The organism is Pseudomonas sp. 91RF (assembly GCF_003576265.1).
Lineage (GTDB): Bacteria > Pseudomonadota > Gammaproteobacteria > Pseudomonadales > Pseudomonadaceae > Aquipseudomonas > Aquipseudomonas kribbensis.
In genome coordinates, this window is the sequence record NZ_QWFC01000014.1 from 203035 (window position 1) to 225031 (window position 21997).

20 protein-coding genes and 1 pseudogene are annotated in these 21997 nt (G+C 60.4%); 11 read left to right on the forward strand and 10 right to left on the reverse strand.

Going from position 1 to position 21997, the window contains the following annotated elements:
* The first annotated feature begins 159 nt into the window (after positions 1-159).
* Positions 160-1179, forward strand: coding sequence for a Glu/Leu/Phe/Val dehydrogenase dimerization domain-containing protein (locus DXT77_RS04295; protein ID WP_085711736.1), 1020 nt, complete (start codon positions 160-162; stop codon positions 1177-1179).
* Between the two features lie 153 nt (positions 1180-1332).
* On the opposite strand, the pseudogene DXT77_RS04300 reads toward DXT77_RS04295, so the two are convergent.
* Positions 1333-1590 (reverse strand): annotated as a pseudogene (locus DXT77_RS04300) (YebG family protein); the annotation flags it as partial.
* A 293-nt stretch (positions 1591-1883) separates the two neighbouring features.
* Here DXT77_RS04300 and DXT77_RS04305 point away from each other — a divergent pair.
* Entirely contained in the window at positions 1884-2384 is a 501-nt protein-coding gene (locus DXT77_RS04305) for a phosphate-starvation-inducible protein PsiE (RefSeq protein WP_003221775.1), read from the forward strand.
* On the opposite strand, the gene DXT77_RS04310 is transcribed toward DXT77_RS04305, so the two are convergent.
* The 3 genes from DXT77_RS04310 to DXT77_RS04320 form a co-directional block, all read right to left on the reverse strand.
* On the reverse strand, positions 2381-2698 hold the full coding sequence (locus DXT77_RS04310) for a DUF3509 domain-containing protein (protein WP_085729667.1): 318 nt from the start codon (positions 2696-2698) through the stop codon (positions 2381-2383). The genes DXT77_RS04305 and DXT77_RS04310 overlap by 4 nt on opposite strands.
* Before the next feature lie 199 nt (positions 2699-2897).
* Positions 2898-4199, reverse strand: a complete 1302-nt coding sequence (locus DXT77_RS04315; RefSeq protein ID WP_119426743.1) for an HAAAP family serine/threonine permease — start codon at positions 4197-4199, stop codon at positions 2898-2900.
* A 63-nt stretch (positions 4200-4262) separates the two neighbouring features.
* Positions 4263-5639 (reverse strand): L-serine ammonia-lyase, encoded by a 1377-nt coding sequence (locus tag DXT77_RS04320; protein ID WP_119426744.1) that lies wholly within the window; start codon positions 5637-5639, stop codon positions 4263-4265.
* A 135-nt stretch (positions 5640-5774) separates the two neighbouring features.
* Here DXT77_RS04320 and DXT77_RS04325 point away from each other — a divergent pair, with 135 nt between their 5' ends.
* Both DXT77_RS04325 and DXT77_RS04330 read left to right on the forward strand, forming a co-directional pair.
* Positions 5775-6722: a LysR substrate-binding domain-containing protein gene (locus tag DXT77_RS04325; protein WP_085711731.1), complete on the forward strand. Its 948-nt coding sequence runs from the start codon at positions 5775-5777 to the stop codon at positions 6720-6722.
* 200 nt (positions 6723-6922) lie between these two features.
* Positions 6923-7330, forward strand: coding sequence for an HPF/RaiA family ribosome-associated protein (locus tag DXT77_RS04330; RefSeq protein WP_119426745.1), 408 nt, complete (start codon positions 6923-6925; stop codon positions 7328-7330).
* A gap of 116 nt (positions 7331-7446) precedes the next feature.
* Here the strand turns inward: DXT77_RS04330 and fecA are convergent, their stop codons facing one another.
* The 3 genes from fecA to DXT77_RS04345 form a co-directional block, all read right to left on the reverse strand.
* Positions 7447-9780, reverse strand: coding sequence for a TonB-dependent Fe(3+) dicitrate receptor FecA (gene fecA, locus DXT77_RS04335; protein WP_119426746.1), 2334 nt, complete (start codon positions 9778-9780; stop codon positions 7447-7449).
* Positions 9781-9872: 92 nt separating this feature from the next.
* A complete protein-coding gene (locus DXT77_RS04340) occupies positions 9873-10802 on the reverse strand; it encodes a DUF4880 domain-containing protein (RefSeq protein WP_119426747.1) in 930 nt (309 codons plus the stop codon).
* A complete protein-coding gene (locus DXT77_RS04345) occupies positions 10799-11287 on the reverse strand; it encodes a sigma-70 family RNA polymerase sigma factor (RefSeq protein WP_119426764.1) in 489 nt (162 codons plus the stop codon). The genes DXT77_RS04340 and DXT77_RS04345 overlap by 4 nt, the downstream gene beginning before the upstream one ends.
* Positions 11288-11462: 175 nt before the next feature.
* Between DXT77_RS04345 and DXT77_RS04350 the strand changes: the two genes are divergently transcribed.
* The 6 genes from DXT77_RS04350 (at position 11463) to DXT77_RS04375 (ending at position 17766) form a co-directional block, all read left to right on the forward strand.
* Positions 11463-11768, forward strand: coding sequence for a DUF3649 domain-containing protein (locus DXT77_RS04350; RefSeq protein WP_119426748.1), 306 nt, complete (start codon positions 11463-11465; stop codon positions 11766-11768).
* Positions 11765-13354, forward strand: coding sequence for a PepSY domain-containing protein (locus tag DXT77_RS04355; protein ID WP_119426749.1), 1590 nt, complete (start codon positions 11765-11767; stop codon positions 13352-13354). The genes DXT77_RS04350 and DXT77_RS04355 overlap by 4 nt, the downstream gene beginning before the upstream one ends.
* Positions 13355-13678 carry a DUF3325 domain-containing protein gene (locus tag DXT77_RS04360; RefSeq protein ID WP_119426750.1) on the forward strand — a complete coding sequence of 108 codons (324 nt, stop codon included), beginning with the start codon at positions 13355-13357 and terminating at the stop codon, positions 13676-13678.
* Between the two features lies 1 nt (position 13679).
* A complete protein-coding gene (locus DXT77_RS04365) occupies positions 13680-14246 on the forward strand; it encodes an RNA polymerase sigma factor (protein ID WP_119426751.1) in 567 nt (188 codons plus the stop codon).
* Positions 14243-15232: a FecR family protein gene (locus tag DXT77_RS04370; protein ID WP_119426752.1), complete on the forward strand. Its 990-nt coding sequence runs from the start codon at positions 14243-14245 to the stop codon at positions 15230-15232. Before DXT77_RS04365 ends, DXT77_RS04370 begins: the two co-directional genes overlap by 4 nt.
* Positions 15233-15336: 104 nt before the next feature.
* Positions 15337-17766, forward strand: a complete 2430-nt coding sequence (locus tag DXT77_RS04375) for a TonB-dependent receptor (RefSeq protein ID WP_119426753.1) — start codon at positions 15337-15339, stop codon at positions 17764-17766.
* On the opposite strand, the gene DXT77_RS04380 is transcribed toward DXT77_RS04375, so the two are convergent.
* Entirely contained in the window at positions 17767-18642 is an 876-nt protein-coding gene (locus tag DXT77_RS04380; protein WP_119426765.1) for an AraC family transcriptional regulator, read from the reverse strand. It abuts the gene before it with no gap.
* 142 nt (positions 18643-18784) lie between these two features.
* On the opposite strand from DXT77_RS04380, the gene DXT77_RS04385 reads away from it, so the two are divergent.
* Positions 18785-19687, forward strand: coding sequence for a DMT family transporter (locus tag DXT77_RS04385; RefSeq protein ID WP_119426754.1), 903 nt, complete (start codon positions 18785-18787; stop codon positions 19685-19687).
* 20 nt (positions 19688-19707) lie between these two features.
* On the opposite strand, the gene DXT77_RS04390 is transcribed toward DXT77_RS04385, so the two are convergent.
* Together DXT77_RS04390 and DXT77_RS04395 are read right to left on the reverse strand one after the other, a co-directional pair.
* Complete coding sequence (locus tag DXT77_RS04390; protein ID WP_119426755.1) at positions 19708-20217, reverse strand: DUF2165 family protein; 510 nt, start codon at positions 20215-20217, stop codon at positions 19708-19710.
* 137 nt (positions 20218-20354) lie between these two features.
* Positions 20355-21329 carry a D-glycerate dehydrogenase gene (locus DXT77_RS04395; protein ID WP_119426756.1) on the reverse strand — a complete coding sequence of 325 codons (975 nt, stop codon included), beginning with the start codon at positions 21327-21329 and terminating at the stop codon, positions 20355-20357.
* Positions 21330-21997 lie beyond the last annotated feature (668 nt).

Sequence of the window (21997 nt, forward strand, 5' to 3'; positions counted from 1 at the left end):
TTAGCCCCGTCTCTGACATTCGTCCAGTGCCGCGCCGCTCTGCCATCGGGTTATGCCGCAACGCATTGGTCGCTGTCGGGCCTTATTCCCGTGCGCTTCAGCAATTTTTGGGCGCAAGCCTATACTGGCGACTACCAGAAGTGATTCGGGAGCCTGCCGATGTTCGCTCTCATGCAAAGCACTCGCCTGGAATCGCTGCACCTTAGCGTTGATCCGGTCTCCGGATTGAAGGCGGTCATTGCCATCCATAACAGTCGCCTCGGGCCAGCCCTGGGCGGGTGTCGTTATCTTGCCTATCCGAATGACGAGTCCGCCGTCGCGGACGCCATACGCCTGGCCCAGGGCATGAGTTACAAAGCCGCGCTGGCCGGTCTGGCCCAGGGCGGCGGCGTCGCCGTGATCGTACGGCCGGCCCATGTGGAAAACCGTGGCGCGCTGTTCGAAGCATTCGGACGTTGCATCGATCAGCTCGACGGTCGTTACATCACCGCCATCGACAGCGGCACGTCGGTGGCGGACATGGACTGCATCGCCCAGCAGACCCAGCATGTCACCAGCACCACGTCCGCCGGCGACCCGGCGCCCCATGCCGCGATGGGCGTGTTCACCGGAATTCGCGCCACGGCCATGGCAAGGCTGGGCAGCGACAACCTCGAAGGCTTGCGCGTAGCGATTCAGGGGCTGGGCAACGTCGGTTACGCACTGGCCGAACAGCTGCACGCCGCTGGCGCGGAACTACTGGTCAGCGACATCGACCATGGCAAGGTGCAACTGGCGATGGAGCAGCTCAACGCCCATCCGATTGCCAACGACGCTCTACTCAGCACGCCGTGTGACATTCTTGCGCCGTGCGGTTTGGGCGGTGTGCTCAACAGCCATACTGTCACCCAGTTACGCTGCTCGGCGGTGGCAGGCTCGGCCAACAATCAACTGACCCATCTGGACGTCGCCGATCAACTGGAGCGGCGGGGCATCCTGTATGCACCGGATTATGTGATCAATGCCGGCGGGTTGATCTACGTTTCCCTCAAGCATCGGGGTGAAGAGCTGACGACCATCACCGCGCACCTGTCTAAGATCAGTTCGCGGCTGACCGAAGTCTTCGCTCATGCCCAGGCGGAAAAACGTTCACCCGCGCGGGTGGCGGATGAGCTGGCGGAGAAAGTGTTGTATCGCTGAGATTTGTCCGGGCATGAAAAAGCCCCTGAGTCGTTCAACTCAGGGGCTATTCAATTCAAGTGTCGCTTACTTTGCAGTCTTCGCCGCCTTGGCGGGTTTGGCCGGGGCTTCTGCCGGTTCGGCCGCGTCTGCCGTCTCGGTCGCTACAACCGGTGCCGCCGGTGCGTTGATCAGCTCCGACAGGGCATCAGGCTGGCTCTTGAACGCCCGGGCAAACACATCGCGGTTCTTCGCCATGTAGATCCCGACTTCTTCCACTTGCTGCTCGCTCAACGAAGGAACGGCTTTTTCCAGCACTTCGGCCAACAGTTCGGCCAGTTCGAGCATTTTGTCATGACGGTCAGCTTCGGCTTTATCCATGAACAAGCGCTCCAGATCTCGGCTGCTGCGGTATACCACTTCGACGGCCATTCACCACCTCACATGCCTTCACATTAAGTTGTCTTTGCGACTACTGTATCTATATACAGCGAAAAGGATAAGCGAATCCCTGCGCTTTGGGTAGTGGCTTTTTAATGTAGACCGGATTCGGATTTTGTCAGCCCGACGGTCATGCGCAGGTGCGACCAAACGCCACGGCGCAGGTTTCGCGGCGCCTCGCCATGATGGCGTGGCCTCTTTTCTGCATGCATCTGCGTACGTGCGCAATAACCGTCACGTCCAGCACGCAACATCCGCTCGAACCGGGCTAAGGAACCTTCATCGTGAAAATCAACTGGGCCGAGAAACTGCGGCAAAACGTGCATCAACTGGCCGAGTCCCTGGGCAACCTGTTCGTCGAGACCTTCCACTACCTGGCGCTGTTCGCCATTGGTGCGGTGACCGCCTGGGCGGCGGTGATGGAGTTTCTCGGGATGCTCGAGGAAGGGCACATCAAGATCGATGACATTCTGTTGCTGTTCATCTATCTGGAACTGGGGGCGATGGTCGGGATTTATTTCAAGACCAACCACATGCCGGTGCGCTTCCTGATCTACGTGGCGATCACCGCACTGACGCGCCTGCTGATCTCCAACGTCTCGCACCACAACCCGCCGGACATGGGCATCATTTACCTGTGCGGCGGAATTCTGCTACTGGCGTTCTCGATCCTGGTGGTGCGTTACGCTTCGTCGCAATTCCCTTCGGTGAAAATCGAGAAGCCGCAACGCAAGCTCGGTGCGGGTTCCGGTGAGCACCCGGAGATCGAGAAGGGCGAGCTTTAAAGCCCGATCGAGGGTCGATGCTGGCCCTTGATCTGCCGCGGTGGCGGGGTGAGCCCGTCGCCACGGGTCATGGCTTCGAGGATCGCCATGGCGCTGTGGCCCTGCTCGATTGCGATGCCGAACTGGATGCTTTGCACCAAGCGTTTGAGGCGTTTGGGATCGTTGCGCTGTTCGGCGCTGATCATCCGTTTGGCGACGATCCGGCCGCTGTTGGAAAGGGTCAGCATGATGCTGCCGTCGAGGCCCTGAATGCTCAGGTTGATCTGATAGTCCGGCGCGAAGGCATCGGTAATGATCTGAAAAGGATTGTCCATGATGCGTCACCGCCTGATTGAACGTGCAGTTGTTGACCGGCCTTGATCGGGTTGGTTCGCCAAACCTGACCGTCGGCCCTTCCGTGGTCTTGTCTCCTTCAACGATGTAGCAAGGGACATGCCGGGAAAATTGTCGAACAATGAAACCGGCCAAAAAGAAGGCGAGCCCATGGCTCGCCTTTTTCGTTTACGGCCCGTTTCAGGGCAGAACCGAGTAGATGATCGCCGACAGTGCAATCAGGCCGATCAGCACCACGAACACGTTGGACACCTGGCCCGAATACTGGCGCAAGGCTGGCACACGGCGGATCGCGTACATCGGCATCAGGAACAACAGGCAGGCAATCACTGGCCCGCCGAGGGTTTCGATCATGCCGAGGATGCTCGGGTTGAAAGTCGCCACGGCCCAGCAGCTGAGGATCATGAACAGCGCGGTCGCACGATTCAGCCAGCTGGCCGACATCACCCGGCCACGACCGCGCAGGCTTTTGACGATCATGCCCTGGAAGCCTTCGCTGGCGCCGATGTAATGGCCGAGGAAGGATTTGGTGATCGCCACCAGCGCAATCAGCGGCGCGGCGTAGGCGATGACCGGCGTCTGGAAGTGATTGGCCAGGTACGACAGGATCGAAATGTTCTGCGCCTTGGCCGCTGCCAGATCGGCTGGCGACAGTGCCAGCACGCAGCTGAAGCAGAAGAACATCACCGTTACCACCATCATGCCGTGGGCCATGGCGAGGATGCCGCTGCTCTTGCGTTCGGCCTGGTCGCCGTAGCGCTGTTTCTGCTCGACGGCGAAGGCGGAAATGATCGGCGAATGGTTGAACGAGAACACCATCACCGGGATCGCCAGCCACAGGGTCTTGAGGAACACCGACATTTCCATCGGTTCCTGGGCGCTGGCGAAGAATGCGCCGTTCCAGTTCGGAATCAGGCTGATGCCGAGCAACAACAACGCGGCGACGAACGGATATACCAGCACGCTCATGGCTTTGACGATGACGCTTTGACCGCAACGCACGATGGCCATCAAACCGAGGATCAACGCCAGCGACAGCACTGCGCGCGGCGGCGGGGCGATGTGCAACTGATGTTCGAGAAAGCTGCTCAGGGTGTTGGTCAGCGCCACGCTGTACACCAGCAGGATCGGGAAGATCGCGAAGAAATACAGCAGCGTGATCAGTTTGCCGGCACCGATGCCGAAGTGTTCCTCCACCACTTCGGTGATGTCACCGGAGCGGCCCGACAGCACGAAGCGGGTCAGGCCCCGGTGCGCGAAGAAGGTCATCGGGAACGCCAGCAATGCCAGGATCAGCAACGGCCAGAAGCCGCCGACACCGGCGTTGATCGGCAGGAACAGCGTACCGGCACCGATCGCGGTGCCGTACAGGCCGAGCATCCAGGTGGTGTCGAATTTGCTCCAGCCCTTGTGGGCGGTTTCGTTATTGCGTGTGCGGTCTACAGCAGGATTTTCGGCAGCAGGTGTACGTACATCGGTCATCGTTTTTGCCTCGTTATTATTCTTGCTCGGGCTCACGTGTTACAGGCGGTCAGGGAGCGCTCCTCAGCACTCCACCCAGCTCACGGCCAGGCCGCCCCGTGAAGTCTCTTTGTATTTGTCATGCATGTCGGCGCCGGTATCGCGCATGGTGCGGATTACCCGGTCGAGGGAAATGAAGTGTTTGCCGTCGCCGCGCAGGGCCATTTGCGTAGCGTTGATCGCCTTCACCGCAGCGATGGCGTTGCGCTCGATGCACGGTACTTGCACCAGGCCACCGACCGGATCGCAGGTCAGGCCCAAGTTGTGTTCCAGGCCGATCTCTGCGGCGTTTTCCAGTTGCTCCGGCGTGGCACCGAGCACATCGGCCAGACCTGCAGCGGCCATCGCGCAGGCAGAGCCGACTTCGCCCTGGCAGCCGACTTCGGCACCGGAGATCGAAGCGTTTTTCTTGCACAGGATGCCGACGGCGGCCGCGCCCAGAAAGAATGCGACCACGTCATCGTCGGACGCATCCGGATTGAATTTCATGTAGTAGTGCAGAACGGCCGGAATGATCCCGGCGGCACCGTTGGTCGGCGCGGTGACCATGCGCCCGCCGGCGGCGTTTTCTTCGTTGACGGCGAGGGCGAACAGGTTGACCCACTCCATCGCCGACAGGGTCGAGCTGATGACATTCGGCTTGCCGATTTCCAGCAGACTACGGTGCAATTTCGCCGCACGACGCGGAACATTCAGACCGCCAGGCAGGACGCCTTCGTGACGCAAACCTTGCTCGACGCATTCGCGCATCACCGACCAGATATGCAGCAGGCCCTGACGGATCTCGGCATCGCTGCGCCAGGCCCGTTCGTTGGCCATCATCAGTTCGGAAACCCGCAGGTTGTGCTGCTTGCACAGTGCCAGCAGTTCGACGGCGCTGGAAAAATCGTAGGGCAACTCGACGTCACCGGCCGGTGCTACGCCGGATTCGGCTTCAGCCGCTTCGATGATGAAACCGCCGCCGACCGAGTAGTACGTTTGCGTGAACAGCTCGGCGGTTTCGCCAAAGGCTGTCAGCGACATGGCGTTGGGGTGGTAGGGCAGGCTCTCGTCCAGCAGCAGGAGATCGTGCTGCCAGTTGAAGGCAATGTCTCTCTGCCCGGCCAGACAGAGTTGGCCGGTTTCCCGCAGTTGCTGGATGCGCGGATCGATGGTCGACGGATCGATGCTGTCCGGCCATTCGCCCATCAGGCCCATGACCGTTGCGCGGTCGGTGGCGTGACCGACGCCTGTGGCCGAGAGCGAGCCATACAAACGGATTTCCACCCGGTTCACATCCAGCAGCAAATGCTGGTCGATCAGGGCCTGGGCGAAGGTCGCGGCGGCGCGCATCGGGCCGACGGTGTGGGAACTGGACGGACCGATGCCGACTTTGAATAGATCGAAAACACTGATAGCCATGCTAAAGCCTTACAAGCAATGGAGTAGGAATCGCCGCCATTTTTTGTAGGACAAGCGCAATGTCGGCGATACTGCCTACCTCGCTTCAACGTGACTAACGAAACTTCCTAAGTAAGCCTTTAGCAGGACTAAACCATGAGCCGTCAATTGCATGCCCAGACTTACGTCTGGCTGCAGGTGTTTTCCTGTGCCGCACGGCACCTGTCGTTCACCCGTTGTGCCGAAGAACTGCACATCACGCCGGGGGCGGTCAGCCAACAAATCCGACAACTGGAAGAGCGCCTGGGCTTTCGCCTGTTTCACCGTCGCGCACGGGGTGTGGAGCTGAGTGCGGAAGGGCAGCGACTGGCGATCACGGTCAACGAGGCTTACGGCAGCATCGATGCGGAATTGCGTCGTCTCGATGCGGGGATGATCAGCGGGATTTTGCGGGTACGCTCGATTCCGTCGTTCCTCAGCAAATGGCTGACCCCGCGTCTGCCGCGCCTGCAACAGCGTTACCCGGACATCCAGCTGCGGCTGGTGGCCGAAGACAGCAGCGTGCCGTTACATGAAGGGGATTTCGACCTGGCCATCGACTTGAACGACGGCAGTTATCCGGGCCTGTTATCCACAGCCTTGCTCGACGAGCAGATTTTCCCGGTGTGCGCGCCGGGCCTGCTGCGAGGGCGGCCACCGCTGCATGGGCCGGCGGATCTGGTGCATTTCCCGTTGCTGCACGACATCACCGCGTGGCGCGGCAGTTATGAGTATGCGGAGTGGGAGTTCTATCTCAACGCTGTCGGTTTCGAGGGTGCCGACGTACGGCGCGGGCACACGTTCAACCGCAATCACCTGACCATCGAAGCGGCGATTGCCGGCATGGGTGTGGCGATTGCCCGGCGCACGCTGCTCAACGATGAGCTGGAGCGGGGGACATTGATCGTACCGTTCGGGATTTCGGTGCCCAATCACAAGCGCTATGTATTGCTCTATGCGCCGGGGGCCTTGAGCCATCCGGGCGTGCGCGCGGTGCATGACTGGCTGGTGGAAGAGGCGGAGATTTTTCGTGGCCTGCACCCGTTGGGTGATGGCCAATTGTGAGCAGATTTTTCAGGGTGACGGGGCGACCCAACTCCCGACCTTACCAGCGCTTCACTCGGTTGTCCGGCTTTTTTTGCGTATGAATATTTATCTTTTTTCAGGGGTTGAAATGTTCGTCAAGCGGGCCGATTGTTGTAATCAAGAGGTCACGAAATCCTGTTCAAGGCCTCTTGCGAGCTAGCTGAAATAAGGGATGAACTATGCAAATCCAAGTCAACAGCGACAACCATATTCAAAGCAGCAAACGACTGGAGGAGTGGGTACGAACCACAATTGAGAGCACGCTCGACCGTTATGAGGAAGACCTGACCCGTGTCGAAGTCCATCTGAGCGACGAGAACGGTGAAAAGCCGGGTCCCCATGACTTGCGCTGCCAACTGGAAGCGCGGCCAAAAGGCCATCAACCGATTTCCGTCACCCACAAAGCCGATTCGCTGGAACAGGCGATCGATGGTGCAGCCGAAAAACTGGAGCACGCGCTGGAGCACCTGTTTGGCAAACTGCGGGGCAAACCGCGAGCCGCTGTGGTGCCGTTCGAAAGAAAGGCGAATGACCGGTTGCTGGAGGAAGAATTTCTGGAAAACGAACAGGCAGCGATCAACAGTTGATGCGCTGATTTTATAAGTCACCCAATGAGAACGGGCCTGCAATTGCAGGCCCGTTTTTGTTTGTGGCGGGTTTGAAACCCCTCTCCCTTGGGGAGAGGGCAAGGTGCATGTTGTTATCAGAAGGCAACGGATGTCTGCACGTACACCGTACGCGGCTCACCGACATACTTGCCCTTGTTGTTGTCATCGAACGAACGGGTGAAGTACTGGGTGTTGAAGATGTTCTTCACCCCCACTGCCACGTTCAGGTCCGACAGCTGCGGGCCGAAGTCATAGCCGGCACGGCTGCTGAACAGCATGTAGCCCGGGATCTTGCCGGTGCTGCCGTCGGCGCTTTCTTTCGAGGTGTTGGCGTTGTCGGCGAACTGGTCGCTCTGGAAGCTGCTGTCCAGGTTCAGCTTCCACGGCCCTTCGGTGTAACCGACGCCGATCGTGCCTTTGTGTTTGGACGAGAACGGCACACGATTGCCTTTGTTCGGGCCGTCTTCGCGGATGGTCGCGTCGACATAGGCGTAAGTGGCGTAGACATCGAAGCCAGCCAGCGCCGGACTCAAATCGTCGAGGGCGTAGTTGACGCTGGTCTCGATGCCCTGATGCCGGGTTTCGCCACGGGCGATCACCGAATCGTTGGTCTGGTTGCTTTCGTACTGGTTGTCGAAGTTGATCAGGAACGCGCCGATTTCCGCGCGCAGCGCACCGTTGTCGTAACGGGTGCCGAGTTCCCAGGTGCGGGCCTTCTCCGGTTTCACTTCGCCGCTGCTCACGCGGTTGGGCATCTGGCTGTATTGCACGCTGCCGAACGAACCTTCGGTGTTGGCGTACAGGTTCCAGGTGTCGGTCAGGTGATACAGCACGTTCAACGCCGGTAGCGCAGTGTTGTAGTCGCCCTTGTATTTGACGTTGGTCAGGTTGTTGGTCTGCTGCGACTCGATCATCTCGTAGCGCACACCCGGCGTGATCGTCCACTTGCCGATGTCGATGCGGTCGTCGACGAAGAACGCATTGGCTTCGGTGCCGCCACGGGTGTCGCGGTCGTTGCGGCTGTTGGTGGTCGGGTATTGGTTGCTGGTAATCGGGGTGCGATAGCGCAACTCGTGGCCGGCCTCGTTGATGTAGCGATAACCGACGCCGACTTCATGGCTGGTGGGGCCGAGGTCGAAACCTTGAGCGAAACGGGTTTCCAGACCGCGAACCCAGTATTCGCGCGGCGACAGCGACAGGAATGTGCCCTGATCCAGATAACCGCTGCGCAGGGTCTTGGTGAAGAAGGTGTTGGCGGTGAACTCGCGGCGATCTTCCTGATAGCGATAACCGAAGTTGAACATCGTGCGGCGACCCCAGAACTGGTCTTTCGGCCGAGTCGACTGATACGGATCGGCATCGTAGTCAGCGACATTCAGACCGCCGGGCATGTCAGCCTTGCCCTCGTAATACTGAGCCATGGCGTTGAAGCTGTTGGCTTCGTCGAGTTGGTATTTGCCCTTGAGGATCAGGTCGTCGATTTCCGTGTCGCTATGTTCGCGCCAGTCGCCACCGCGGGTGCCGGAGTACAGCAGCGCACCGCCCAGTCCGTTCTCGTTGGTGCCGCCGGCCAGCAGGTTGGCGCTGGTCTTGAAGCCGTCATGGCTGGACGATGGGCTGGTTTCGGTCTGGAAACCGCCCTTGACGGTCGGCTCGTCCGGAATTGCCCGGGTCACGAAGTTGACCACGCCGCCGACGTTCTGCGGACCGTAACGCACGGCGCCGCCGCCTCGCACCACATCCACTGCGTCCATGTTGCCCATGCTGATCGGCGCGAAGGACAACTGCGGCTGACCGTAAGGCGCGAACGGCACCGGAATGCCGTCCATCAAAACGGTCGAACGTGCAGCCAGGCGCGGGTTGAGGCCGCGAATGCCGAAGTTCAGCGCCATGTCGTGGCTGCCGGTGCCGTTGTTTTCCGGGGCGTTGACCCCGGGAATGCGGTTGAGCACATCGCGGGCCTGAGTCGCGCCCTGGCGTTCGAATTCTTCGCGGCGGATCACGTCACGGGCACCGGGATGTTCGAAGACGTTGACCTGCGCGGCTTCACCCAGCCAGTCGCCGACCACTTTCGAGGTGTCCAGCTCCAGGGCGCTGTCGCTCGACGGCTGCAGGCTGAAGGCGTTGCCACCTTCGGCGCGGGCTTGAAGGCCGGTGCCTTCGAGCAGCGCGTTCAGACCTTGTTCCGCTGTGTAGCTGCCTTCCAGTCCACGGCTTTGCACACCGCTGGTGACCTGCGAGCCAAAGGAAATCAGCACACCGGCTTCACGGCCGAACTGGTTGAGCGCATTTTCCAGCGACGACGGGGCGATGTGATAAGCCTTGGTCTCGGCTGCCTGCGCAAGGGGCAGGGCGCTGAAGCTCAGGCTGGCACCGAGGACAATATTGCGCAGGGTTCGGGCCAATGGCGTGAGGCGGGTGGAGTGCATGGAGGACGGTCCTGAGAAGGTTGAATCAAGGGGGGCTTTCCTTCTCTGTCACGCCAGATCTGAAAAACGGCTCATTTTTTTTTTGCGATGGATCAAACCTTGGCTTCGACCGTCACCCAGTAGCGGGTAAAGCGCTTCACTTTTACCGGCAGGCTGATTTCCAGCAGATCGAGAATCCGCTCGCTGTCGTCCAGTGGATAAGTCCCGGAGATCAGCAGGTCAGCCACTTTCGTATCGCAATGGAGTTGCCCGCGACGGTAGCGGCCGAGTTCGTCGAGGAAGTCACCCAGGCGCATGTGCGCGGCCACCAGCATGCCGTCGGCCCAGGCGCCGCTGTTGGCGTCCAGCGGTTTGGCTTCGCCGACAGAGGTGGTGCTGAAACTCAATTGCCGGGCGACCGGCAGCAACATCGGCGCGCGACCCTTTGCGTTCAATTCGACCCGACCTTCAAACAACGCAACCTGCGTGCGGTCGGCAAACTGCCGCACATTGATCCGTGCTCCTTGGGTTTTCAGCAGGCCTTGGGCGGTTTGCACTTCGAAGGATTGAGTGGCGGTCAGCAGCATTTCACCTTCGAGCAGACGGATCAGACCATCGCCCCGGACGTCCGCCGCACTTGCAGTGTTGAGCTGCAACTCGCCGCCCGCGCCGAGCGATATCTTGCGGCGTTGACCGACCGGGCTGCGGTAATCGGCCAGCAACGACGGCAACGGATTGTGCTCGCGCATGCCCCAAGTGACCGCCGAGCCGGCGCCGAGAATCAGCAACAACTTCAGCGCCTGACGACGGCTGCCGGACTTCGGCGCGTTCAACGCGGCATGGGCCAGTGGCGACGACAACCCGCGCAACCGCGAGTTGACCCGCTGAATGTGCTCCCACGCACGGCGGTGTTCGCTGTGGGCGTCGATCCATTGTTGCCAGGCTTGCTGCTGACGCGGATTCAACGGGCCTTGCTGCATTTCCAGCAACCAGTGCACCGCCTGTTCGGCGACCTGCGCGGAAAAATCCATTGGCGGGTTCACAGGGCGAAGTAGCAGCGCATCGCCGCTTTGTTCAGATGACGTTTGACCGTCGCCACGGAAATATCCAGTTCAGCGGCGATCTGCGGATAGGTCAGGCCATCGACCTGCGCCAGCAGAAATGCGCGTTTGACCGCGCGCGGCAGACCGTCGAGCAACTGATCCAGCTCCATCAGGGTTTGCAGGATGATCGCTTTCTCTTCTTCCGAAGGCGCGACCATTTCCGGCATCTGCGCCAGGGTGTCGAGGTAGGCGCGCTCCAGATCCTGGCGGCGGTAATGGTTGAACAACACACGCTTGGCCAGGGTGGTGAGGAATGCGCGCGGCTCGATGATCACCGGCGGCTCGCGGGCGGTCAGCACCCGGATGAAGGTGTCCTGGGCCAGATCGGCGGCGCTGTCCGGGCAGCCGAGCTTGCGCCGCAGCCAGCCGGTGAGCCAGCGGTGATGGGCCTGGTACAGCGATTCGACGGGATGGGCGGACGACAACGGCATCACTCCGGGCGCATGCGGATGCGTTAGAGAACAAGAATGGTTCGCATTTTAGGGCTGCGAATGCATGCCGGCAATCAGACTCTTTTGCGTATGAGAATATTTATCATTAATATCGCTCGCCTGTCGTCTCGGCTTGTTGGCCGGGCGTTAACCGTTTCAGGGTCGAAACATGAAAGCCAAACTCGCCGCACTCCCCATGTCCTATCGTCTGGCCGTCACGTCGCGGGTGCTCGCGGCGGTGTTTGGCGGCTATCTGGTCGCGGCGCTGGCCAGTGTCACGCTGACCCTGTGGCTACCGCTGAACCGCGCCGAAGCGGTCATCACCGGCATGACCGTCTCGTTCCTGGTCTATCTGGTGGCCGTGCTCTGGTGTTTCGCCTGTCGCAGCGCATGGTCGGCATGGGTCGGTTTGCTGGTGCCGAGTGTGATTCTGGCGACGATCTCCGGCGCTGCCCGGGGGCTGGGTTACGCATGAAAGAGGGTTTCCGCCAGGCGATGGCCTGGCTGCACACCTGGACCGGACTGGTCTTCGGCTGGTTGCTGTTCGCGATTTTCCTGACCGGGACGCTGGCGTATTTCAAAGACGAGACCAGCCACTGGATGCAGCCGGAGATACCATCGCGTCCGTTGAATGCCGAGGCGAGCCTTACCCTGGCCCAGCACTATCTGCAACAACATGCACCCGACGCGTCACGCTGGGTCATTGGTCTGCCCGATACCCGTGACCCCGGTCTGAGTGTGCGCTGGCAACAAGCGCCAGCCCAACCCGGTGAGCGCGGTAAATTCATCCGCAAGACGCTTGATGCGCAAACCGGCGACGAAGTGCAGCCCCGGGAAAGCATGGGTGGCGAATTCTTTTACCGTTTCCATTTCCAGCTGCAAATGCCTTACCCGTGGGGGCGCTGGCTCGCCACCGCTGCTGCGATGGTGATGTTCATCGCGCTCATCACCGGGATCATCACCCACAAGAAAATCTTCAAGGACTTCTTCACCTTCCGTCCGCGCAAGGGCCAGCGTTCCTGGCTCGACGGACATAACGCGGTGGGGGTTCTGGTGCTGCCGTTTCACCTGATGATCACCTACAGCAGTCTGGTGATCTTCATGTCGATGGTGATGCCGGCCAGCATTCTGGCGACTTACGGCAACAACTTCGGCGTGTTTTTCGAGGAAGTGTTTCCCGAAACACCCACTCCGGAACGCTCCGGTCTTCCGGCAATCCTCCCGTCGCTGACGCCACTGTTGATCCGAGCCAACGAGCACTGGCCCGGCGGCCGTGTAGCGTACGTGACGGTGAACAATCCGGGCGATGCCAATGCGTCGGCCGTGCTGTCCCGGGCCAGTAGCGATCAGGTGGTCTACGAATACGGCAATGACATGACCTTCAACGCCGTCACCGGGCAACTGCTCGGCAGCACGCCGGACAAGGCGTTGCCGATGGCGATTGCGGGAGGTTTCTACGGCCTGCACATGGGCAAGTTCGCCACACCTGTGTTGCGTTGGTTGTATTTCTTCTGCGGGCTGGCCGGTACAGCGATGATCGGCACCGGGCTGGTGATCTGGCTCGGCAAGCGTCAGCTCAAACACGCGAAGAACGGCGTGATGCCCTTCGAACTGCGGCTGGTGGAAATCTTGAACATTGCCGGTATGGTCGGGCTGGTGGCGGCAGTGGCGGCGTTCTTCTGGGCCAATCGACTGTTGCCGGCCGGTCTCGCCGGCCGGGCAGGCTGGGAGGTAAACGCGTTTTTCATTGTCTGGGGTTTAAGTGTGGTGCATGCGCTGTTGCGTCCGGGACGCCAGGCCTGGATCGAGCAGTTGTCGCTGGCATCGCTGCTGTTTGGAACGTTGCCAGTGCTCAATGCGCTGACCACCTCGCAGCACCTCGGCGTGACGTTGATCCGGCACGACTGGGCCATGGCCGGTTTTGACCTGACGTGCGTGGCCACCGGCCTGTTCCTTCTGTGGGCCGCATGGAAAATGCAACGCGGCGGGCAGGTTGTGGCTGTAAAAAAAACACGCCGTGAATCCCCCCGACCCATCTCCCTCGAACAAGGGACAAATTGAATGTTGTTGGCGCTTTTGCTTTGTTATTCCGGTTTCACAGCGCTGTGCCTGGCGATGCCCGGGCACCATGACGAACTGCTCGGTGGCAAACCTTCAATCGGGCGTCGTCGCGGACTGAGCCTTGGTGGATGGCTTCTGCTCGGGCTGTCGTTATGGGCTGCGATTGCCGGCAACGGCTGGAGCTTCGGTCTGGTCGACTGGTTCGCTGTGTTGATGCTCAGCGCATTGGCACTGGTTCTGTTGTTGTCTTATCGCCCGCGCCTGGCATTGACCATGGCCGCGCTGAGCCTGCTCGCCAGCCCGGTCGCATGGGCCTTGAACTGACATGCTGATCAGCCATCCGCCCGAGTCCCGCGACGACGAACCCCACGGCGCCCGTGCGCATTTTCTGCAGGTGTTTCTGTCCCAACGTTCACAAATGGAAGCTTTGGTGAACCGCCGCGTCGGCTGCCGGGCAACCGCGGCAGACCTGGTGCAGGATCTGTTCCTGCGTTTCTGGCGTCGGCCGCTGGTGCAGGTCGAAGAACTCAGCACCTATCTGTTGCGTTGCGCCGGCAACATCGCCATCGACCATCTGCGCAGTGAAGGCACGCGAGTGCGGGTCAACGAAGGCTGGCAGCCGGATGAACCGGACAGCAGTGCCAGCGAACCGCAAGCCGCGCTCGAGGCGGGCAACGATCTGCGCCATGTCGAAGCGGCGTTGCGCGCCTTGCCCGAGCGCACGCGGCAGATCTTTTTGCTCAATCGCATCCACGGGCGCAAGTACGCCGAGATCGCCAAAGCCATGGGCCTGTCCCAAAGCGCCGTGGAAAAACATATGATGCGCGCCCTCGAGGCCTGCAAGGCCAGCCTGCGCGAACCCGCGCCACGCCTGCCAGGGAAAGCACCGTGAATCACACCGACCGCGTCACGCCGACGCCCGCTCAGGAGCAGGCGGCTTTTGCCTGGTTGAGCCTGCTGCACGACCGCCCCAGCACCGGCGATCAACTGACCTTCAGCCAATGGCTGCATGCCGATCCCGCCCACGCCGAGGCTTACGCCCGGGCGCAAGTCATCTGGGAATTGAGCGAAGGACCGGCCCGCACTCTGGCCGATGAAGAAGCGTTCGCCTTGCAGGGTTACCTGAATGCGATGGACCGGCCTCGCCGTCCACAGGTTCGACGTTGGGCCGGAGCGCTGGCAATGGCGGCCTGCCTGTTGTTGATGATCAGCCTCGGCACCGGTTGGCAGCCGCAGCGCTGGATCGACGATCTGGGTGCTGATTATGTTTCGGCCCCCGGTGAAATCCGCACCGTGACATTGGCCGACAAATCCCGGGTCACGCTGGACGCCGACAGCGCCATCGCCGTGGATTTCAGTCACGGCGAGCGACATGTGCAATTGCGCCGCGGTGCCGGATTTTTCAGCGTGACTCACACCGGCGAGCCGTTCGTGGTCGAGGCTGAAAAGGGCCAGGCGCGGGTGCTCGGCACGCAGTTCGAAGTGCGCCTGCAGCCACACGGCGCACAAGTCACTGTGCTGTCCGGGCGCGTCGGCGTGACGGCATCCCGTGATGATCAACAGCAGATTCTCACCGCCGGTCAGCAGGTTGCGTATGGCGAAGGTTCAGCGCAAAAACTGCACGCCGTGGACAGCGAGGCGCAACTGGCCTGGCGTCAGGGCTGGCTGACTTACTACAAATCGACACTGGCCGATGTGGTGCAGGATCTGCGGCGGTATTACCCGGGGCGCATCGTGTTGCTCAACGACGAACTGGGCGCGCGCAAGGTCAGCGGGAGTTTCCCGAGCAAGGATCCGCAAGCGGTGTTGAATTCGCTGCAAGGGGTTCTGGGATTCGAGCAGCATGAGGTGTTGGGGAAGCTGATCATCCTGCGCTGAAAATATTTTCAAATTTGTGGTGAGGTAAATCCCGACGCCATCCGTGTAGTGACTGAAACTGCGAGTCATTCGCATCCGTTGCGGTTCTACACAGGTCATGAGCAATGAAGTCCAGGGCAAATTCGGGTTCGGTCAAACAGTGGTTCGGCGCCTCGGCGCTGAGTTTTGCGGCGTTGGCGTTGCTGCCGATGAGCGTGGCGCAGGCCGCTGAAAGCAACAGCAGCCAGCCACAGAAACAGTTCAGTTTTTCCCTGGCTGCCAAACCGCTGCCGCAGGCCTTGAGCGATTTCAGTCGCGTGACCGGCCAGAGCGTGGTCTACACCGTCGAAGCGCCGTACGGCCTCAACGCACCGGCGGTCAACGGACAGATGAGCGCCGAACAGGCACTGCAACGATTGCTCAACGGTTCCGGCCTGACCTTCCGCCGCACCGACAGCCATACCCTGGCCCTTGAACCGCAACCGACCGCAGGCGCGCTGAACCTCGGCGCGACGAACATCACCTCGGTCATCGATCAACCGATGAGCTACCAGCCACCGGAAACCAGTTCGGTGATGCGCTCCTCGGCCTCGCTCCAGGAAATCCCGCAGACCGTCAACGTGATCCCGGCCCAGGTCATTCGCGACCAGGCACCGCGCAATCTCGATGATGCACTGGCCAACGTCAGCGGCATCACCCAGGGCAACACGTTGGGCAGCACCCAGGATTCGGTGATGACCCGTGGCTTCGGCGACAACCGCAACGGCTCGATCATGCGCGACGGCATGCCGGTGGTGCAGGGCCGAGGGATGAACGCCACCGTGGATCGCGTCGAAGTGCTCAAGGGCCCGGCCTCGTTGCTGTACGGGATTCAGGACCCGGGCGGCGTGGTCAACATGGTCAGCAAAAAGCCCGAACTGACTCAGTACAACGCGCTGACCCTGCGCGGCTCGACCTACGGCGACGGCAAGAACGGCAGCGGCGGTTCCTTCGACAGCACCGGTGCGCTGGGGGACTCCGGCCTGGCCTATCGCATGGTGCTGGACCATGAAGACGAAGATTACTGGCGCAACTTCGGTACCCACCGTGAAAGCCTGATTGCACCGTCGCTGGCCTGGTACGGCGAGCGCACCAAGCTGTTGTTCGCGTATGAGCATCGGGAATTCCTGACGCCGTTCGACCGTGGCACCCTGATCGATCCGCGCACCAACCATCCGCTGGATATCTCGCGCAACGAGCGTCTGGACGAGGAATTCAACGACATGGAAGGGCGCTCGGACCTCTATCACTTTGAGGCCGACCACGAACTCAACGACGACTGGAAAGCCCATTTCGGCTACAGCTGGAACCGCGAGACCTATGACGCCAGCCAGGTCCGCGTGACGGCCATCGACACCAAGAAAGGCACCCTGACTCGCAGCATGGATGGCACTCAGGGCGCGATCAGCACCGACCGTTTCACCACCGCCAGCCTCGAAGGCAAGGTCAACGTGCTGGGCATGCAGCATGACCTGGTGTTCGGCGTCGACGACGAGTACCGCAAGATCTACCGCGCCGACCTGATCCGCCAGAAAAGCCTGAGCACTTTCAGCTACGTCAATCCGGTGTACGGCCGTGAAGTCGCCGGCACCACCGTCAGCCCGGCGGACAGTGCACAGACCGATCTGCTGCGCAGCGATTCGGTATTTCTGCAGGACTCGATCCACCTCAACGACCAGTGGATTCTGGTGGCCGGCGGACGCTTCCAGGAGTACGACCAGTACGCCGGCAAAGGCGTGCCGTTCAAGGCCAACACCGACAGCAACGGGCAGAAGTGGGTGCCGCGCGCAGGTCTGGTGTATCGCTACACCGACGCGTTGTCGTTCTACGGCAGTTACACCGAGTCGTTCAAACCGAACTCGACCATCGCCCCGTTGAGCGGCAGCAGTACCGTGCTCGACGGCAGCATCGCGCCGGAAGAAGCCAAGTCCTGGGAGCTGGGCGCACGCCTCGATATTCCGGGCCGTGTTACCGGCAACATCGCCCTGTTCGACATCAAGAAACGCAACGTGCTGGTGGCCAACGCCGAAGGCCCGACCACGATTTACAGCGCTGCCGGTGAAGTGCGTTCCCGTGGTCTGGAAGTGGACCTGACCGGCCAGCTCAGCGACCGTTGGAGCATGATCGGCAGCTATGCCTACACCGACGCCGAGGTCACGGAAGATCCGGACTACAAAGGCAACAAGCTGCAGAACGTGGCGAAAAATACCGGCTCGCTGTCGGCGGTCTACGACTTCGGCAGCGTGATCGGCGGTGATCAACTGCGGGTCGGCGCCGGCGCGCGGTATGTTGGTGAGCGGGCAGGCAACGCGGTCAATGATTTCGAGCTGCCGAGCTACACCGTGGCCGATGCGTTTGCCACTTACGACACCAAGGTGGAAGGTCAGAAGGTCAAGTTCCAGTTCAACGTGAAGAACCTGTTCGACCGCACCTACTACACCTCGGCGGCCAGCCGGTTCTTCGTGTCGATGGGCGATTCGCGGCAGATTTCGTTGTCGAGCACGCTGGAGTTCTGATCAGCGCAAAAACGCCTGGCGATACTCGCCGGGCGTTCCGCCCAGCACCTGGCGAAAGCGGTTGGTGAAGTGACTGGCACTGGAAAACCCGCACGCCAGCGCAATCTCCCCCAACGGCAACGCCGTCCCGCGCAACAATTCCCGTGCCCGGCTCAAGCGCCGCGCCAGCACATACTGATGCGGCGGCAAGCCGAAGCTCACCCGGAACATCCGCGCAAAGTGGTATTCCGACAACGCACACAATCCCGCCAGTTGCCCGAGGCTGATCGGCTCGGCCAGTTGGCTGTCGATGAACTCCACCAGTTGCCGGCGCTGATGCGGTGCCAGTCCACCCTTGAGACGCAAACCCTCACGTACGCCGACCTGGCTGAGCAAGGTATGGCTGATCAGTTCATGGGCCAGGCTGCTGGTCAGCAAACGTTCGGCGGGTTCGTCCCAATTGAGGGTGAGTAACTGGCGAAACCGCTGGGCCTGTTGCGGATCTTCGAGAAATGTCTGTTCGCGCAACTGCATTTCCCGGGGCTCGCGATCCAGCAGCGTGACGCAACCCAGGGCAAATTGTTCGGCGCTGAAATACAGATGCGCCAGACGGATATCACCGTTGATCACCCAGCCCGACTCATGATCGGCGGGCAGGATACAGAGTTTGTCCGGCCCGCCTTTCTGCCCGGGTTGATCGCGACGGAATGTACCGGTGCCGCCGGCGATGTAGCAGGACAGGGTGTGATGGCTCGGCGCTTCATAATTCTGCGCATCGTGGTGGTTGGTCCACAAAGCGGCAGACAAGCCGTCACCCAGCTCGGCGCTGTGCACAAGGCGTGCGTTCGGCGAGCTGTTCAACGCTTGAAAGACTTGCAGGGTATCGATGGCGGCCATGGTCAGTCGGTTCTCTTCAACGCCTTGCATCCTACTCCTTGGATTTTCCGCTGCCAGCCTGCGGCCCGACAAAAGCGCAAGTTTATGCAAGCGTGAGCGGATGGCGCGGACGACACTGAAACCCAATCAAGGAGTGTCTGCCATGAACCTGTCGTTGTATTTGTTGACCGTACTGATCTGGGGCACCACCTGGATCGCCCTTAAGTGGCAACTGGGCGTGGTGGCGATTCCGGTGTCGATCGTCTATCGCTTCGGCCTCGCCGCGATGGTGTTGTTTGCGCTGTTGCTGCTCAGCCGCCGTCTGCAACCGATGAACCGGCGCGGGCATCTGATCTGTGTGGCGCAGGGCCTGTGCCTGTTCTGCGTCAACTTCATGTGTTTCCTGACCGCCAGCCAATGGATCCCCAGCGGTCTGGTGGCGGTGGTGTTTTCCACCGCGACCTTGTGGAACGCGCTGAATGCACGGGTGTTCTTCGGCCAGCGTATTGCGCGCAATGTGTTGATGGGCGGAGCGCTGGGGTTGTTCGGTCTGGGCCTGTTGTTCTGGCCGGAATTGGCGGGGCATCACGCCAGTCCGCAAACCTTACTCGGCCTTGGCTTGGCGCTTTGTGGCACCCTGTGTTTCTCGGCGGGCAACATGTTGTCGAGCCTGCAACAGAAGGCCGGCCTCAAACCGCTGACCACCAATGCGTGGGGCATGGCCTACGGCGCGGTGATGCTGTCGGTGTGGTGCCTGGTCAAAGGCATTCCGTTCGAGATGGAATGGACGTCGCGCTACATCGGCGCGCTGCTGTACCTGGTCATCCCCGGTTCGGTGATCGGCTTCACCGCGTACCTGACCCTGGTCGGTCGCATGGGGCCGGAACGTGCGGCTTATTGCACAGTGCTGTTCCCGGTGGTGGCGTTGAACGTTTCGGCGTTTGCCGAAGGCTACCAGTGGACGGCGCCGGCGTTGGCCGGGTTGGTGCTGGTCATGCTGGGCAACGTGCTGGTGTTTCGCAAACCCCGCGCACCGATACTGCCGACTCAAGGCAAACTGGCCTGATGCACATGAGCGCTGAATATTCAGCGCTCAACTTTTATGACGATGTAAATCAATAGCGGAAATATGAAATCGACAATATGCCGGGCCCAGTCCTTGGCATTCCATGTTTGTGAAGTGTCCATGTCGAACCATTCAACGCCGATGGTTTGCAGGCAGACGTAATAAACGAACATGGCGATCATCAGACCAATGATCGAAAGTTTCTTTGCGTCGTGGAAAGCTTCTGCCGATTCGTTGATTTTTCGATAAAGGTGATAAGTGCCCAGCAGGCAACAAACGGTGTAAATCACCTCGAGGGTAATGATCAGCCAGTAAATGCGGTGGTGTAGCATGGGTGAGGTGATTGCCCGATATCGTATGTTTTCGTTGACCTGTGTGGTGTCCATGCTGAGGATGTGTCCGACATATTCATAGTTTGACGGATAGTCGGTGAAGTTGCTGTACATCACGAGGATCCCGAAGAAGCTGATGTAAGCCATGAGTATGACTTTGCTGTAGCGGACAATTTGGTCGGTGGTCAGGCTATTCAAGGTGGGGGCTCTCCATAAGTTTTAATTTCTGAAGAGTCTATAGCGCCAATGTCTGTTTTGTTGTTTGGTTGAATTGCAAGTTATGTGCACCGGATAAAAAGTCGGGCAAGTGCGATACAACACTTGCCCGATCTTTTTTAACCGCGCCAGACTTGCGGATTGACCAGATCCTGCGGCCGCTCGCCAAGCAGGGCGCTGCGCAGATTGGACAGCGCCCGATTGGCCATGGCCTCACGGGTTTCATTCGTGGCCGAACCAATGTGCGGCAAGGTCACAGCGTTTTTCAGCTGGAACAGCGGTGATTCGGCCAGCGGTTCTTTCTCGTAGACGTCAAGGCCGGCGCCGCGAATGCGGTTGTTTTGCAGGGCTTCGATCAGTGCTGGTTCATCGACTACCGGGCCACGAGAGATGTTCACCAGAATTGCCTCGGGCTTCATCAGTGCCAGTTCGCGATGGCTGATCAGGTGGCGGGTCTTGTCGCTGAGTGGGACCACCAGGCAGACGAAATCCGCTTCAGCCAGCAACTGATCCAGGCTGCGGAACTGTGCGCCAAGTTCCTGTTCCAGTCCGGTCTTGCGGCTGTTGCCGCTGTAGAGGATCGGCATGTTGAAGCCGAAGCGTCCGCGACGGGCGACGGCGGCGCCGATGTTGCCCATGCCGACGATGCCCAGGGTCTTGCCGTGTACGTCGCAACCGAACAGCGGCGCGCCGACGCTGGCCTGCCATTGACCGGCCTTGGTCCAGGCGTCCAGTTCGGCGACGCGGCGGGCGCTGCTCATGATCAGGGCGAAGGCCAGGTCCGCGGTGCTTTCGGTCAGGACGTCCGGGGTGTTGGTGAGCATGATCCCGCGCTCGTTGAAGTAGGCGAGGTCGTAGTTGTCGTAGCCGACGGAGACGCTGGAGACGACTTCGAGTCTTGCGGCGTTTTCCAGTTGAGCCTTGCCGAGTTTGCGGCCGACACCGATCAGGCCGTGGGCGTGGGGCAGGGCTTCGTTGAACTGGGCGTTGATGTCACCGTTTTTCGGGTTGGGGACGATGACGTCGAAGTCCTGTTGCAGGCGTTCGATCATGGGTGGGGTGATGCGGCTGAAGGCCAGGACTGTTTTTTTCATTGGCATTGGGCTCGGACTTGGCGGCTGGTGTGATGCCAAGCAAGCTAACATTTTCTGTTTGGGGTTGTCTTGGCGGCCTCTGGGCCGACCAGGCTTTTGGGGTTTTGGGTGAATATCCGTTTCTGCGGGTGTTGCGGCTGGCGGTTTCGCTCTTACAGCGAGTCACTTTTGCAGACGCCCAAAAGTAACCAAAACGCTTGGCCCCGGCGTTCGGCACCTCGCTGTGGCTCGGTGTTCCTTCGCTCCGGGATTCATCCGGGGGCACCGCCTCCGGTTTGCTTCGCTGCACCTCCTCTCGGTGTGTTCGACTTCGTCGAACGGCGCTACGCGCCCACCCCCGGATGAATCCCTCCACTCAGCCGGCCGAAGGGGCCGGCACGTCAAAAGCGGTACTCGAGCTAACGCTCATTGTGTTGAGTGGTGGGAAGCCAAAGCAGAAGCGGAATGTGTGCTTTTTTTCTTGAGTTCGACTCGGTCGTTCACGTCGGCGTACCTCTCCCGAACAACGCGGTCAGTCCCCTCTCCCTCTGGGAGAGGGTTAGGGTGGGTAAAGACCGGGTACATCCTTTACGTTTGAGACCGGGGACATGGTTTACAGGTATCAATCATGGTCAGGAGGTACTGACCATGCCCTGGAATCAAGAGTCCCCGATGGATCAGCGAGCCGC

Coding starts and splice junctions, on each gene's coding strand:
- DXT77_RS04310 (WP_085729667.1), bottom strand. CDS start 2,698: ATGGACAATCCTTTTCAGATCATTACCGATGCCTTCGCGCCGGACTAT.
- DXT77_RS04365 (WP_119426751.1), top strand. CDS start 13,680: ATGCTGATCAGCCATCCGCCCGAGTCCCGCGACGACGAACCCCACGGC.
- DXT77_RS04385 (WP_119426754.1), top strand. CDS start 18,785: ATGAACCTGTCGTTGTATTTGTTGACCGTACTGATCTGGGGCACCACC.
- DXT77_RS04375 (WP_119426753.1), top strand. CDS start 15,337: ATGAAGTCCAGGGCAAATTCGGGTTCGGTCAAACAGTGGTTCGGCGCC.
- fecA (WP_119426746.1), bottom strand. CDS start 9,780: ATGCACTCCACCCGCCTCACGCCATTGGCCCGAACCCTGCGCAATATT.
- DXT77_RS04360 (WP_119426750.1), top strand. CDS start 13,355: ATGTTGTTGGCGCTTTTGCTTTGTTATTCCGGTTTCACAGCGCTGTGC.
- DXT77_RS04325 (WP_085711731.1), top strand. CDS start 5,775: ATGAGCCGTCAATTGCATGCCCAGACTTACGTCTGGCTGCAGGTGTTT.
- DXT77_RS04380 (WP_119426765.1), bottom strand. CDS start 18,642: ATGGCCGCCATCGATACCCTGCAAGTCTTTCAAGCGTTGAACAGCTCG.
- DXT77_RS04395 (WP_119426756.1), bottom strand. CDS start 21,329: ATGAAAAAAACAGTCCTGGCCTTCAGCCGCATCACCCCACCCATGATC.
- DXT77_RS04330 (WP_119426745.1), top strand. CDS start 6,923: ATGCAAATCCAAGTCAACAGCGACAACCATATTCAAAGCAGCAAACGA.
- DXT77_RS04315 (WP_119426743.1), bottom strand. CDS start 4,199: ATGACCGATGTACGTACACCTGCTGCCGAAAATCCTGCTGTAGACCGC.
- DXT77_RS04355 (WP_119426749.1), top strand. CDS start 11,765: ATGAAAGAGGGTTTCCGCCAGGCGATGGCCTGGCTGCACACCTGGACC.
- DXT77_RS04295 (WP_085711736.1), top strand. CDS start 160: ATGTTCGCTCTCATGCAAAGCACTCGCCTGGAATCGCTGCACCTTAGC.
- DXT77_RS04320 (WP_119426744.1), bottom strand. CDS start 5,639: ATGGCTATCAGTGTTTTCGATCTATTCAAAGTCGGCATCGGTCCGTCC.
- DXT77_RS04350 (WP_119426748.1), top strand. CDS start 11,463: ATGAAAGCCAAACTCGCCGCACTCCCCATGTCCTATCGTCTGGCCGTC.